The organism is Desulfonatronospira sp., from assembly GCA_003563255.1.
Lineage (GTDB): Bacteria > Desulfobacterota > Desulfovibrionia > Desulfovibrionales > Desulfonatronovibrionaceae > Desulfonatronospira.
In genome coordinates, this window is the sequence record PWSL01000341.1 from 1 (window position 1) to 13,446 (window position 13,446).

Annotated in this window: 11 protein-coding genes and 1 other RNA gene; 10 read left to right on the forward strand and 2 right to left on the reverse strand. The window is 49.0% G+C overall.

Annotation, left to right across the window (positions count from 1 at the left end; genetic code table 11):
• The first annotated feature begins 355 nt into the window (after positions 1-355).
• The 8 genes from glmU (at position 356) to thrC (ending at position 9,325) form a co-directional block, all read left to right on the forward strand.
• Positions 356-1,786 (forward strand): bifunctional UDP-N-acetylglucosamine diphosphorylase/glucosamine-1-phosphate N-acetyltransferase GlmU, encoded by a 1,431-nt coding sequence (glmU, locus tag QZP87_RS09875; RefSeq protein ID WP_291322753.1) that lies wholly within the window; start codon positions 356-358, stop codon positions 1,784-1,786.
• A gap of 2 nt (positions 1,787-1,788) precedes the next feature.
• A complete protein-coding gene (locus QZP87_RS09880; protein WP_291322754.1) occupies positions 1,789-1,968 on the forward strand; it encodes a hypothetical protein in 180 nt (59 codons plus the stop codon).
• A gap of 23 nt (positions 1,969-1,991) precedes the next feature.
• Complete coding sequence (locus tag QZP87_RS09885) at positions 1,992-2,240, forward strand: cell division protein ZapA (protein WP_363331009.1); 249 nt, start codon at positions 1,992-1,994, stop codon at positions 2,238-2,240.
• Positions 2,241-2,657: 417 nt separating this feature from the next.
• A non-coding RNA gene (gene ssrS, locus QZP87_RS09890) (6S RNA) lies at positions 2,658-2,841 on the forward strand.
• Positions 2,842-3,533: 692 nt separating this feature from the next.
• Positions 3,534-5,090 carry a ribonuclease Y gene (gene rny, locus QZP87_RS09895; protein ID WP_291322756.1) on the forward strand — a complete coding sequence of 519 codons (1,557 nt, stop codon included), beginning with the start codon at positions 3,534-3,536 and terminating at the stop codon, positions 5,088-5,090.
• Positions 5,091-5,319: 229 nt separating this feature from the next.
• On the forward strand, positions 5,320-6,522 hold the full coding sequence (tyrS, locus tag QZP87_RS09900) for a tyrosine--tRNA ligase (protein ID WP_291322757.1): 1,203 nt from the start codon (positions 5,320-5,322) through the stop codon (positions 6,520-6,522).
• A gap of 199 nt (positions 6,523-6,721) precedes the next feature.
• Entirely contained in the window at positions 6,722-7,615 is an 894-nt protein-coding gene (locus tag QZP87_RS09905; RefSeq protein ID WP_291322758.1) for a 4-hydroxybenzoate octaprenyltransferase, read from the forward strand.
• Positions 7,616-7,879: 264 nt separating this feature from the next.
• Positions 7,880-9,325 (forward strand): threonine synthase, encoded by a 1,446-nt coding sequence (gene thrC, locus QZP87_RS09910; protein WP_291322759.1) that lies wholly within the window; start codon positions 7,880-7,882, stop codon positions 9,323-9,325.
• Here thrC and QZP87_RS09915 read toward each other — a convergent pair.
• Positions 9,313-10,365, reverse strand: a complete 1,053-nt coding sequence (locus tag QZP87_RS09915) for a radical SAM protein (protein WP_291322760.1) — start codon at positions 10,363-10,365, stop codon at positions 9,313-9,315. The two genes, thrC and QZP87_RS09915, sit on opposite strands and share 13 nt — an antisense overlap.
• 1,150 nt (positions 10,366-11,515) lie before the next feature.
• Here QZP87_RS09915 and QZP87_RS09920 point away from each other — a divergent pair.
• Positions 11,516-11,935, forward strand: a complete 420-nt coding sequence (locus tag QZP87_RS09920; RefSeq protein WP_291322761.1) for an HIT family protein — start codon at positions 11,516-11,518, stop codon at positions 11,933-11,935.
• A gap of 91 nt (positions 11,936-12,026) precedes the next feature.
• On the forward strand, positions 12,027-12,320 hold the full coding sequence (locus tag QZP87_RS09925) for an integration host factor subunit alpha (protein WP_291322762.1): 294 nt from the start codon (positions 12,027-12,029) through the stop codon (positions 12,318-12,320).
• Here QZP87_RS09925 and QZP87_RS09930 read toward each other — a convergent pair.
• Positions 12,304-13,074 carry a septal ring lytic transglycosylase RlpA family protein gene (locus QZP87_RS09930; protein ID WP_291322763.1) on the reverse strand — a complete coding sequence of 257 codons (771 nt, stop codon included), beginning with the start codon at positions 13,072-13,074 and terminating at the stop codon, positions 12,304-12,306. The two genes, QZP87_RS09925 and QZP87_RS09930, sit on opposite strands and share 17 nt — an antisense overlap.
• Between the last annotated feature and the right edge of the window lie 372 nt (positions 13,075-13,446).

A 13,446-nucleotide genomic window follows, 5' to 3' on the forward strand; every position in this document is an offset into this window, starting at 1 on the left:
AACAGATTAGAAAAATAAGTGCCGGGAGAGCCAGTCCCCGTGCTCAACGCGTCCTGCAAGGGTTGACCGGATGATGCCCCGAAGGGGCCACTTTTTCCGCGCAGGGTCGCGGGAAATGCCTAGTGACTTACTCCTGAGACCCTGTCACAAAATACAAGAAAAATTTGAGCCATGGCGGGGGTTCAGCGCTTGGCAGTGGGACTGTCCCGCACTTATTTTTGAAAATCTCATGGCTGTAACTTATTCATCAGAAAAATAAGTGCGGGACTGTCCCAATAGAGATAAGAACACTGCATTATCTTGGATTACGGACACAACCCGCGTTAGAGTTTATTATTTTAGAAAGCTAAGCTTCATGATTTCAGACATTCAAACATCAAGGCTGCCTGCTGACGCCGGAGTGCTCGTCCTGGCGGCAGGCAAGGGAACGCGAATGCATTCGCCTCTGCCCAAGGTACTTCAGAAGCTTTTGGATAAACCCATGCTTTGGTATCTCCTGTATATGCTCTCCAGTACCTTCAACTCCCGGCCCATGGTGGTAACCGGGCATGGCAGAAGTCTAGTAGAGCAAAGCTGCGTCGGGTTTGATGCCGACTTTATATTTCAGGAGCAGCAGCTTGGCACCGGACATGCCCTTCAGGTGGCCTGGAACAAAGTATTACAGCATGGCTTCAGCTGGCTGGTGGTTATAAACGGTGATACACCACTGGCACAGTCGCAGCAGATCCGCACTCTGCTGGAATATACCCGGGAAAACAATGCTGACATAGGGCTTGTCAGCCTGACCCTTGAAGATCCTGCAAGCTATGGTAGGGTTTTGCGGTTTGCCGACAACAGCGTAAAGGCTGTGATTGAGGCCAAAGATTATAACAGTGAGTTGGACGGCGGTGATACCAGGGAAATAAATTCCGGCCTGTATGTCTTCAAGGTCAGCACGCTGGGCAAAATACTTTTTGAACTGGATTCCGATAATAAGCAGCAGGAACTTTACATCACGCAGCTTATTTCACTGGCCCAAAAGTCCGGAATGCGCGTTGATGCTTTGAATGCAGGCACATGCCCCGAACTTATGGGTATTAATACCCCTCGGGAACTGCTTGGTCAGGAAGAATACATCCGCGGCTTTATTGTGGATGAATTTATCGAACAGGGGGTAATCATCAGGTCTCCAGGAATGGTTCGGATAGGGCCGGAGGTGATTATTGAACCTGGGGCTGAAATCTGCGGGCCAGTAGAGATTTATGGCCAAAGCAGGATTACTTCCCGGAGCAGTATCGCATCGAACTGCTATATAGAAGACAGTTTTATTGATGGAGGGCAAGTTTTTTGCTTTTCTCATATTGAAAAATCTGTTATAGGTCCAGATACAAAAGTTGGTCCTTACGCCCGCTTGAGACCCGGAACTGAAATGCAAGGAGGATCCAGGGCCGGCAATTTCGTGGAGATCAAGAATTCACAGGTGGGCGCCGGAAGCAAGATCAACCATCTCTCTTATATTGGTGATACCACCATGGGTGAGGGGGTAAACGTCGGCGCCGGCACAATAACATGCAATTATGACGGTCGTTTGAAACATAGAACAACAGTCGAAGACGGGGTTTTCATCGGCAGTAATACCGCCCTGGTCGCTCCTGTCCTCCTTCAGCGCGGGAGCATGATAGCGGCCGGGTCCACCATTACCAGAGACGTGCTTCAAAACAGCCTGGGCATAGGCAGATCCAGGCAGAAAAACCTTGAGGGCAGAAGCCCTTTGAAAAAATTTAAAAACCAGGAAAAAAGCGACTGAAGATGGAAGCCATAGAAAAGCTGGTGGAAAAGGTTGACAGACTTCTGGAATTAAAAAAAAGGCTGGAACAGGAAAATCAGAGTCTGAAGCAGGAACTCGAGGTCGAACGACAGAAAAACAGTATGGTCGCCGGCAAAGTCGATGAACTGCTGCAAAAAATTGAAGATGAAGCTTCTTTTTAATGTTTGAGTACAATCTAAATATATTGGGTTTGGACTTAAATTTTAAAACTGATGCAGATCCGGAGCGCATTGATCAGGCAAGGGAATACCTGGAAAAGAGGTATTCAGAACTAAAAAACAGGGGCAAAAAGTTAAGCAAGGAAAGATTACTGGTATATCTTGCCCTGGGCCTGGCTGATGATTACTTACAAAGTGACATCAGACTGTCGCTTTTACAGGACAGGATAGACGAACTGGTGAATAAAATAGATAGCCCCGAGGCTGATAAATAAGCTGTTCAAATGTTCAGCACAATGTATCTGTTCAGCGCATTTAATCAAGGCATGGAACAGTCCGGCACTCACTTTTATCAAACAAGGTGGCTGGCAACATATAGTATTCCTTGTGAGTGCCGGACGGGACCCAGAAGAGCATTATTTTGTGCTTGCAATGACTCTTTTTTTGGGTCAAGTGGCTTTCTGCCCCGCCTGAGGCTGGCACGACCCGTGCTTAAGGGCCGGAGGGGAAAGTCGGCCCGGAGGGGTTCAGAAGAGCCGTTCCCAGTGCGACATGCACTGCGCTGATATGGCTGACACGTCAACTATTTGTGACTATTTGATATTTTTAAATCGGCGCAAATATTGTCCCAGCCCTCAGACTTAATGGATTGATGTGCCAGTCCATGGGATCTTAACAGATACAGTACAATATAATTCCTGGCAGGTACGTGATGGAGATGATTTATTTTGAGCCAACATTAACCTCGAGGGAGCCGTTGCGCAGTTCTGGTGAGCATGCCCCGCAAAGGCCGGGGAAGCCTGAAGGAATTGCTTTGGTGCCCACGTATATAAACGAGGTTCAAGATAATCCCCCACACGGCCTGCCGGGATAAATATACTCAGCCAGACTACCTGCCTGGACCTGCCTAGATAAACCTTCAGGTATTTGCCTGCTCCCTGCTCAGAAGGGCATTGCCCGCAACCCAGGAGAAAGAAGCGCTCTTATCCCAATGCCAATGGGGACAGTCCCGCACCTTTTTTTCTAATGAAGTATCTGTTTAGCACTACAGCGAAACTTATGGCTGCCCTCCGGGGACTGGCTCTTTTGCCGACCTCAAACCGTAAAAGGGCCGGACTATCCGGCGGAGTGACTGTCCCCAAGTAAAAAAAGTTCACCATTTTCTAAGTGTCCTTGTAGGATTAATTGCATTTTTCTAAACTTAAAATTCCGGTTGTGCTTAGCACAACAGCGAAACTTATGATCGACCTCCGGGGACTGGCTCTCCCCGCACTTATTTTTTCCAATAAAACCAAGATCTTTTTTAATAAAAATAAGTGCGGAGGTGCCTGTCCTCAATTGAGGTACAATATTATATTTTATAAGTTTCGCTGCAGTGCTAGGCTATAACCATTTAAAATCATAAAGCTTTTTTCGAAAAACTTTCAACTGTTTCAGGGTGTCGGAAGAGCCGGCCCCCTGAGGCACAAATCAGTGTAGTTGCAGAGGGTTTATTGATACCGGGCCCCGGGATTTTTTGTGACAGGCTCGCGACAGAAACAGAGCTTTACATATATAAGGAGCAAACCATGTGGAGTATAATCATTACCGCCCTTATTTTCCTTGCAGCCGGGGCTGCTGTGGGCTTCTGGGCTCAGAAGATATTATTCAACAAAAAGTACCAGGAAAACCAGGAGCTTGCTCAGAGAATTCTGGATGAAGCCAGAAAGGAAGCCACGGCTCAAAAAAAGGAAATACTGCTGCAGGCCAAGGACGAAGCCTTCAAGCAAAAAAAAGAGCTTGAAGAAGATGCCCGGGAGCGGGAAAAGGAGTTGAAAAAGCAGGAACAGAGACTGCAGGAAAAGGAAGAAAGGCTGGAAAATAAACTGGAAAAAGTGACCCAAAAGGAAAGCGAAGTGGTGGCCTGGGAGAACCAGTTGTCCAGGCAGGAACGTAGTTTTGCAGAAAAAGAGGGGCATCTCCAGGATCTGATCGATAGTCAGAGCAAAAAGCTGGAGGAAATATCAGGCCTTACCGTGGAAGATGCTAGAGCTCGTCTCATGCAGGAGATTGAGAGCAAGACCAGGCATGATGCCGCTAAAATGATACGCCAGATAGAGATGGAAGCTCAGGAATCGGCATCTAAAAGGGCAAAGGAGATACTGGCCCTTTCCATACAGCGCTATGCCGGAGACTATGTATCAGAACACACTGTATCTGCGGTAGAATTGCCCAGCGAAGACATGAAAGGCCGCATTATCGGCCGCGAAGGGAGAAACATCCGCGCTATTGAGGCGGCTACCGGAGTTGATCTGATTATCGATGACACCCCTGAGACAGTAGTCCTGTCAGCTTACAGCCCCCTGCGGCGTGAAGTAGCCAAGCAGTCTCTGGAAAGGCTCATAAGCGATGGCAGGATTCATCCGGCCCGTATTGAAGATATAGTTGATAAGGTCAGGAAAGAACTGGATATCAAACTGAGGGAAATCGGAGAGCAGGCAACCTTTGATGTAGGAGTGCACGGCATTCACCCGGATTTGATCCGTCTTCTAGGTCACCTGCATTACCGTACCAGTTTTTCCCAGAATGTGATGCAGCATTCAATTGAGGTGGCATTTTTGTGTGGAATAATGGCTGCGGAACTTGGTCTGGATCAGAAAAAAGCGAAAAGGGCCGGTCTGCTGCATGATCTGGGCAAGGCCGTGGATCACGAAGTTGAAGGGCCCCATGCCTCCATTGGTGCGGATCTGGCCAAGAAACACAATGAATCCAAAGAGATTGTGCACGCAATAGCAGCACACCATGAGGACGTGCAACCCACCAGTATACTCGCTGTGCTGGTGCAGGCAGCGGACAGCCTTTCCGGGGCCCGGCCGGGGGCCAGGAAAGAGCTTTTGGAGAATTATGTCAACCGCCTGGAAGAGCTGGAAAAAATTGCCTCCGGCTTTGAAGGGGTGAATCGTTCTTTTGCCATCCAGGCCGGGCGGGAACTCCGGGTGATGGTGGATTGCGATCAGGTGGACGACGATGCCACCCACCTGATGTGCAAGGATATTGCCCAGAAAATCGAGGAAAACATTACCTACCCCGGGCAGATCAAGGTTACCGTAATCCGGGAAAAACGTTCTGTAGGATATGCAAAATAGTTTAACCCTATAACACTACAGCGCAACTTATTTATTGACCTCCGGGGACTGGCTCTTTTGCCGCCGAATTTTGAAGCATTTGCAAATTAGCAACCGGCAAAAGTGCCTGTCCCCAATTTAGACAGGTTGAAAAGTATTATAAGTTTCGCTGTAGTGCTAACGCAATTTATAAAATGTGTGGCTGGTTAAATAATAATTTGTTTCGTTGTATGGTTAATGCGGAGATGAAATGAGAAGGGAGCATCAGGAAGCCATGGCGCTGATTCGGCGCGGCAGCGTAGAGATTATAAATGAAGCTGAACTTTTGAAAAAACTGGACGCCAAAGCCTCGCTCAGGGTCAAGGCCGGGTTTGACCCCACGGCACCTGACCTGCATCTGGGGCACACTGTACTGATTCAGAAGTTGAAGCATTTCCAGGAACTCGGGCATCATGTGCTTTTTCTAATCGGAGATTTCACAGGCATGATCGGGGATCCTTCAGGCAAATCTGAAACCCGGAAAAAACTTACGCGGCAGGAAGTGATTCAAAACGCTGAAACCTACAAACGTCAGATATTTAAAATTCTGCACCCGGAAAAAACAGAGCTGGTTTTCAATTCGACATGGATGGATCGTTTTCATGCCTCGGACTTTGTGGAACTTTGCTCCAGGTATACCGTGGCCAGGATGATGGAAAGGGATGATTTTGACATGCGTTTTCGGAATAATCGTTCCATAGCCATTCATGAATTTTTATATCCTCTGATCCAGGGGTATGACTCTGTGGAGTTAAGGGCTGACGTAGAACTCGGCGGTACAGATCAGAAATTCAACCTCCTGGTGGGAAGGGATCTTCAGCGTGAATACGGCCAGGAACCGCAGGTCATACTCACGGTGCCCATCCTGGAAGGCCTGGACGGGGTACAGAAAATGAGTAAGTCTCTGGGCAATTATGTGGGTATAGAAGAACCTCCCGGGGAGATGTACGGGAAGCTGATGTCCATTTCAGATGATCTTATGTGGAGATATTATGAGCTTCTATCAGATAAGGATTTACAGGAGATCAAATCCATGCAGGAAAAAGTCTCCCAGGGAGAGTTGCATCCCAAATACTGCAAGGAAGAACTGGCCCAGGAGATAACAGCCAGGTTTCACGATAACGAGAGTGCTGAAAGGGAAAGGGAAAATTTCCACCGGGTCTTTGCAGCCCAAGATGTGCCCCGGATTATGCCTGAGATGGTCATACATGAGCACGAGAAAAAGAAACTGGCGGATATCCTGGTGTCAAGCGGGTTCTGTCCGTCTCGCAGTGAGGCTAAAAGGCTCTGCAGGCAGAATGCAGTGAGTCTGTACCCGGGAGAAAAGCTGAGCGATCCAGAGGCTGGTTTTGAAACCGGGGAGTATACACTGAAAGTGGGCAAAAAAAGGTTTCTTAAGCTGAGTGTAAAGTAGCCTCAAGGTGTTGTTTGCCGGCTTGTATCCTGCCGCTTTGGTAATTAAAAAGGACTGGTCAGCGATAATTATTTACTGATGAGCAGATCTTGCTGCAAAAATAACACTGCAGCGACGTATCTCTTTAGCGCTTTACTTAAAAGGGCTGAACAGATACTATTGAACAAAAAGTGTCGTTATAATGAAAAAAGGCCTCCATATGACCACAAGCATGGCTTCCAAGTCTCCCGGTCTAATACGTGCAGCACTGGCCTGGGCCAGGATGATACGTATCGAGCACTCCATATTCGCTCTGCCTTTTGCCTATATGGGGCTTTTCTGGTCGGCCCAGGGCTGGCCCGGCTGGCGTATATTCGTCTTCCTGACCCTGGCAATGGTGATGGTTCGCTCTTTTGCCATGACCCACAACAGACTTGCCGACCTCCCCCTGGACGCACTAAATCCCAGGACACGGGACAGAGCTCTGGTGACAGGAGAGATCCGGGTAAAGGAAGCGTATCTTTTTCTAGGAGTAAGTGCGGCTTTATTTTTGTTTGCCTGCGCTTTTATTAATTTGCCTGTCTTTCTACTGGCTTTTTTAGCCCTGGGCTGGTCCGCTGTTTATAGCTATACCAAAAGATGGACCAGCCTGTGCCACTTTTTTCTTGGTTCTGTTCTTGGTCTGGCCCCTCTGGCGGGCTGGATTGCTTTTGTTCCTGAATTGACACTGCCTGCAGTCTTTCTATTTCTGGGGGTTCTGTTCTGGGTCGGGGGGTTCGACATACTCTATGCCACCCAGGATGCAGGCTTTGACCGGGAAAACGGGCTTAAATCCATTCCTGCCAGACATGGTCTGGAAACTTCTTTCGCCCTTGCCGGGTTCGCCCATGTTAATGCAGCGCTCTTTTTTCTGCTGGCCGGAATAACTGTGGGTGCAACCTGGCCATATTACCTGGCCTGGGTGATTGTAGCGGCAGTACTGTATATTGAACATAAGCTGATTTCGCCGGACAATCTGGAAAAGCTTAATGTATCCTTTTTTACACTTAATGCCCTGGTATCCCTGATTCTGCTTGCCGGTGTCCTGGGAGATGTCTTTCTGGTGAGTGCCTGAGGCTTTGGGGCCGGTATCGCCCCTCCTGAATGGTTGCCATTGCCAGGCACTGAATAGACTATTTGTGTCGGTTCAGCGATTTTTAGGATAGCAGGGGACAGGCACTCCGGGACCCGCTTGAGAATTATTTTGTGCTCAAAACGCTTTATTTTCTGGGACAAGTGGGTCCCGGAAGAGCCAGTCCCCATGCCACATTTTTTTCTTGCAACCAGGAACGATGAACCAGCAACCTTGCACGTCAAGTAAAGATTTTTAGAGGTAGTAATGTTCAGCGACTTATTTCCCACCTATCGGGGAGAGCTAAAATATCATTGTCTGGAGTGTGCCAGAAAGTATCCCGGGGATGAGCTGCACTATACCTGCCCTGAATGCAGCGGGGTTTTCATGTTGTGGGATGAGAATTTCCACGAGCTTAAAAAGCTGTCCGGGAAGGAATGGAGAACTGTTTTTGACGAGCGAGCAGCCAGCAAGATGACCCAGCTGCAGGGAATATTCAGGTTTTACGAACTAACTGCCCCGGTGGTGGAGAAAGAAGATATTGTTTACCTTGGAGAGGGCAATACCCCGGTTATCCAGTCATCACCGAAGCTGCAGAAGCTGGTGGGACAGAACATGGCCTTTAAAAACGACGGCCAGAATCCCAGCGCTTCGTTCAAGGACAGGGGCATGGCCTGTGCATTCAGCTATTTAAAGCAATTGGTAAGGAAAAAGAACTGGGATCAGGTCCTGACCATCTGCGCTTCCACCGGGGATACTTCAGCCTCTGCAGCACTTTATGCCGCGTATGTCGGCGATCCCATCAAGTCCGTGGTGCTTCTTCCGCAGGGCAAGGTCACCTCTCAGCAGCTTTCCCAGCCCCTGGGAAGCGGTGCAGTGGTGATTGAGCTGCCGGGTGTCTTTGATGACTGCATGCGGGTGGTAGAGTATCTGGCAGACAATTTCCGGGTGGCCCTGTTGAATTCCAAAAACCCATGGCGTATCCTGGGTCAGGAAAGTTATGCCTTTGAACTTGCCCAGTGGTGTTGCTGGGACATGTCCGGCAGAGTGGTGTTTGTCCCCATAGGCAATGCAGGAAATATTACGGCGGTAATGAGCGGTTTTTTAAAACTCAGGGATCTGGAAATTATTGATGGACTGCCCCGGATTTTTGGTGTGCAGTCCACCCATGCTGATCCGGTGTACCGCTACTACCGCCAGACGCCGGGAAGCAGGAGCTATGCACCGGTGGATGTCAGCCCCAGTGTCGCCCAGGCCGCCATGATCGGCAATCCTGTTTCATTTCCCAGGGTGCGGGAACTGGCGGACAGGTATCAGCGGGAGCAGGGGACCGATGCCTTTAATGTGGTGCATGTAGAGGAACAGCAGATCATAGAAGCAATGCTGCTTGCCAACCAAAACGGGCATATTGCCTGCACCCAGGGGGGGGAATGCCTGGCAGGTCTTATGCAGGCCAGGGAGCAGGGCCTGCTGGATGCAAGTGAAACGGCCATCCTGGATGCCACTGCCCATGCCCTGAAGTTCAGCGGCTTCCAGGAGATGTATTTCAAGAATTCTTTTCCCAGGGGATACGAAATCATACCCAGAGAAGAATATATAAATCAGCCCCAAAGGGTGCTCAGCGAAGAGGATAAAGAACGGTTGAGCAAGGAAGAGTTTACCAGGGCGGCAGTTGAGGAAATGGTTCGAGTTCTTGGACTTCAGGGTAATTGATGTGCAGCTCCGGCCAGCAGGAACAGTTCTTTTTTCCAGGCCTGTGTATTTTTCCTGAAAATACCCAGCCGCCTGAAAAGACCGGCATTTTGCATTTTATGTCCCCAGAAATCGCCAATATACTTTTCTGGCACAAAAATCCGGGCAGGCGGATGTCCCAGGCGTGCAGTCATGGCAGCTACGTATGCTCCCAGTGCCAGTCCACGGCAGATCGAGCCCAGGGCCGGATGCCATGGTCCGGCTATTATTTCGGACAAAAGAGAGGTTTCCGGAGCCAGTCCCACTCGAATCACCGGGATCCCGGCAGCCCACATTCTAAGCAGGGCGTTAGAGATCAGAGCCTGGGTGGTCTGTAAAATCCAGGGCCTGTACTCTCCTCTGGACCAGAGGTTCGCCAGGGGGGTGTTCGCAAGTACAAGACAGGGGTAGAGGCGCAACGCAGAAGGCTTTAACTCTTCTGTTATTCTCATGTCACCGGCAAATGTCCCTGGATTTGAACCCGGCAGGCCCGGCATCAACTGTATTCCAAGGTCCATGCGGCTTTTTTTGACCATCCAGGAGGCCTCCAGGGCCTTGTCCCCGGTATATCCTCTTCTGGAAAGTGACAGCACCCGGCTGTCAAAGCTCTGCACCCCCAGTTCCACCATGTCCACACCGTAGTCCTGCAGGAGTCTCAGCTGGTCCTGGTTTACGTAGTCCGGTCTGGTGGAGCACCTGACGTGGCTTAGGGCTCCCATGTCCTTTAATTCTCTGGCCAGGTTAAGAAAAAGGAGCTGTCTATGCCTGGGCATGGCTGTGAAAGTTCCTCCGAAAAAGCCCAGAGCAAATGTCTTGCCTGAGCTGCTGAACTCGGAATATATATCGTCATGCATCTTTCGGGCGATAGTCTTCAGGTGGATTATTGGTTGGCCTGTCTGGGTCTCCTGGGAACAGTAGATGCACCTGTCGGGGCAACCGGCAAAGGGAAGGAAAACAGGATATAAGCGGACCTTGTTCCGGTAAGGCTCTGGATGTCGAAAAAATAATCCTGGCAGATTCATTTTGTCTCAAAACTTAATAGTATTTTAGTGTCAGGGCAGGCAGGGTTTCAGGAGTAAGTCACCAGGCTTTTTCCGCGACCTTGCACGGAAAAAGTGGCCCCTTCGGGGCATCATCCGGTTAATCCCTGCAGGACGCGTTGAGCACGGGGACTGGCTATCCCGGGATTTATTTTTCTAATCTGTTTCATGTTCAATAAAAAATAAGTGCCGGGGTGCCTGTTTCCACAAACATGAAAGCAAGGATTTTTTCTTTTCTTTCTTGTTCCCAGGCTCCAGCCTGGGGATATCGTTTTTTTGTGGCTCCAGCCACATTTTTTAAGAAGCGGTTGGTGCCGCAAGAACAAGGCATTTCCAGGCTGGAGCCTGGGAACGAGAGGTAACCAGGAACGAAGAACCAGGAACCAGGAACCGATTTTAACGACCAACATGTTGGTTTGAAATTTTCACTAAGCGCCTGAGTCGCTCAGACAGTTTGCGGCCATTTTGCCAAACCCCGGAACCTGCAAGGACATAACTCGAAAAAAAACTTCACGGCTTCAGGTTTACTGTTCAGGTATAATTAAATAAAACAAAAGGTTGCAAAAAAAAAATATTTGGATAGACTAGCTTGAACAGATCGTCAAATAATCAAGGGTGTTGAATACATGAAAGTGTGTGGATATTCATCCGGCCATTAGCACTACAGCAAAACTTGTATAATACAGTATGGTATCTCAATTGGAGACAGACACTTTTGCCGATGGAAAACTGTCACCTGCTCAAAAATCCCGGCGGCAAAAGAGCCAGTCCCGGGATGGCAATAAAAAATTTTCGCTGTAGAGTCAGGCTGTGCCCTCAAACCCGGCATGTTGTTGACCACAGTCTCTGACCGAATGTCAATGCACTGCTCAAATATCTGAAAATTAATAACCTGATACCTTTTATGTCCGAAACCCCGGCGGATGAGCATCGGCCTGGGCAGTGACAATGATTAAGGGTCGTATCTGTTTAGCGCTTTGCATGTAGCATGGGGACTGGCTCTTCCGGGACCCACTTGTCCCAAAAAATGAGATATTTTAAGCACAAAATGATGCTCAAGTGGGTCCCGGAGTGCCAGTCCCCTGCTTTCCTTAAAAGCGCTAAACTGTTACAAGGAGTCAGAGGAGGTAATATGCAGGACTGCATATTCTGCAAGATTGTCAGGGGAGAAATTCCCAGTGCAAAGGTGTATGAGATAGAATCAGTACTCTGTTTTCTGGATGTTGCGCCAGCTGTAAAGGGGCACTGCCTGGTTATCCCGAAGGTTCATGTGGAAAATATTCTGGAGATGCCCGAGGATATGGCCGCTGATGTGCACAGGGTAATCCGCAAGGCCGGCCGGGGAATAATCCAGGGTTTGAAAGCCGACGGATTCAACGTGGGTATGAATAATTTTCAGGCGGCAGGCCAGGTGGTCATGCATGCACACTGGCACTTGATTCCTCGTTTCAAGGGGGACGGATTGCAGCTCTGGCCGCAGTACAAATATGACAGTAATCAGGAAATGCAGTCAGTTGCACAAAACCTAAGTTCAGCTATCCAGCAGCCATGATAAATACTGAGAGGTAACCGTATACCCAGCGCATGTATTTCAGGACCATTACACAAGTCGGAATACAGTTAATATCCACGGGAGGAGGCCTATGGTAAATACCTTAACCAAGTCGGATCTGGTGGACAGGGTTTATGAGCAAAGTGAACGTAACCGTCCAGAGGTCAAAGACCAGGTAGAAGGACTGCTGGACATAATCAAGCGCGTTATCAAACAGGACCACTCACTGTTAATAAGCGGTTTCGGCAAATTTGAAACCTACGACAAAAGACCCAGGAAGGGCCGCAATCCTCAGACCAGCGAAGAAATTATTCTTCCGGCGCGCAAGGTAGTGGTTTTCAGGTTGTCCAGGAAGTTTCGAGCAGAGATTAATCAGCAATTATAAAGACTCTTGGGATGTTTAGGGCCAGGCTGTCCCTGGCTGCTTCCGCTTCCCCAACGGTGCTGAATTTTCCGGCTTGTACTCTCCATAAGTTTATGCCATCAATTTCTGTTTGCTGAATACGTGTTTCCCGGTAACCCAGACCCTGCATGCTGGTCTTTTTGTTTTCAGCGTTTTCCCTTTTAGAAAAAGACCCTACCTGCACATAAAAGGTGCCGGGCAGTTCTTTCCGGGAAGCGCTGCCAACCGCCTTGACCCGTACCGGTGCCGTTCCAGGACCGATTATGTCCAGTTCTCTGGCTGCTGCCAGGGACAGGTCGATTATACGGTCATCCTTAAAAGGTCCGCGGTCGTTTATCCTTAACCTTATGGTTTTGTCGTTCTCCATGTTTGTCACCTGCACCTTGGTATGCATGGGCAGCAACCTGTGGGCGGCAGTCATTGCGTACATATTGTAGACTTCTCCACTGGCGGTTTTTTTCCCGTGGAATTTGGGTCCGTACCATGAAGCTATTCCCTCTTCTTCAAACCCTTCTGATGATGACAATGGGATGTATGTCTGTCCCAGGACGGTGTATTTCCGGTCCTTGTCCAGTTTAGTAATCGGCAGATCGGGTCGGGCTGTTTCCTCACGGGGCTTTTCAATCTTTGACGGTGGAGAAGGTGGATGAACCTTGCGCGGGGTACACGCGACAACAAGGCCTAGTACTGAAATGATCGAAATAACGACCAAATAATTGAAAAAAAGTCGCCTCATGTTCTGCTTCCGTTTAGAATTTTGTTTGTTTTTCACTTTATTTTTGAGTTGCTCTGAGCGCAAGTGGTGTTTGCCAGGTCTGTTGATTATACATGTCCGTTACTTACTTTTCAACCCCTGGAAATGATGTTCACCATAAATAAATGGTATCTGTTCAGCGCTTTGCATGTGGCACGGGGACTGGCTCTTCCGGGACCCACTTGTCCCAGAAAATGAGTCGTTTTGAGCACAAAAGGATGCTCAAGTGGGTCCCGGAGTTGCCCGTCCCCTGCTTTCCTCTGGTTACCTCTCGTTCCCAGGCTCCAGCCTGGGAACGCTTAGTTCTTGCGGCACCAGCCGCTTCTTAAAAAATGTGGCTGGAGCCACAAAAAA

What these genes read in the sequence shown, in the direction of transcription:
- glmU (WP_291322753.1), top strand. Translation starts at nt 356, where the DNA reads ATGATTTCAGACATTCAAACATCAAGGCTGCCTGCTGACGCCGGAGTG.
- QZP87_RS09880 (WP_291322754.1), top strand. Translation starts at nt 1,789, where the DNA reads ATGGAAGCCATAGAAAAGCTGGTGGAAAAGGTTGACAGACTTCTGGAA.
- rny (WP_291322756.1), top strand. Translation starts at nt 3,534, where the DNA reads ATGTGGAGTATAATCATTACCGCCCTTATTTTCCTTGCAGCCGGGGCT.
- tyrS (WP_291322757.1), top strand. Translation starts at nt 5,320, where the DNA reads ATGAGAAGGGAGCATCAGGAAGCCATGGCGCTGATTCGGCGCGGCAGC.
- QZP87_RS09905 (WP_291322758.1), top strand. Translation starts at nt 6,722, where the DNA reads ATGACCACAAGCATGGCTTCCAAGTCTCCCGGTCTAATACGTGCAGCA.
- thrC (WP_291322759.1), top strand. Translation starts at nt 7,880, where the DNA reads ATGTTCAGCGACTTATTTCCCACCTATCGGGGAGAGCTAAAATATCAT.
- QZP87_RS09915 (WP_291322760.1), bottom strand. Translation starts at nt 10,365, where the DNA reads ATGAATCTGCCAGGATTATTTTTTCGACATCCAGAGCCTTACCGGAAC.
- QZP87_RS09920 (WP_291322761.1), top strand. Translation starts at nt 11,516, where the DNA reads ATGCAGGACTGCATATTCTGCAAGATTGTCAGGGGAGAAATTCCCAGT.
- QZP87_RS09925 (WP_291322762.1), top strand. Translation starts at nt 12,027, where the DNA reads ATGGTAAATACCTTAACCAAGTCGGATCTGGTGGACAGGGTTTATGAG.
- QZP87_RS09930 (WP_291322763.1), bottom strand. Translation starts at nt 13,074, where the DNA reads ATGAGGCGACTTTTTTTCAATTATTTGGTCGTTATTTCGATCATTTCA.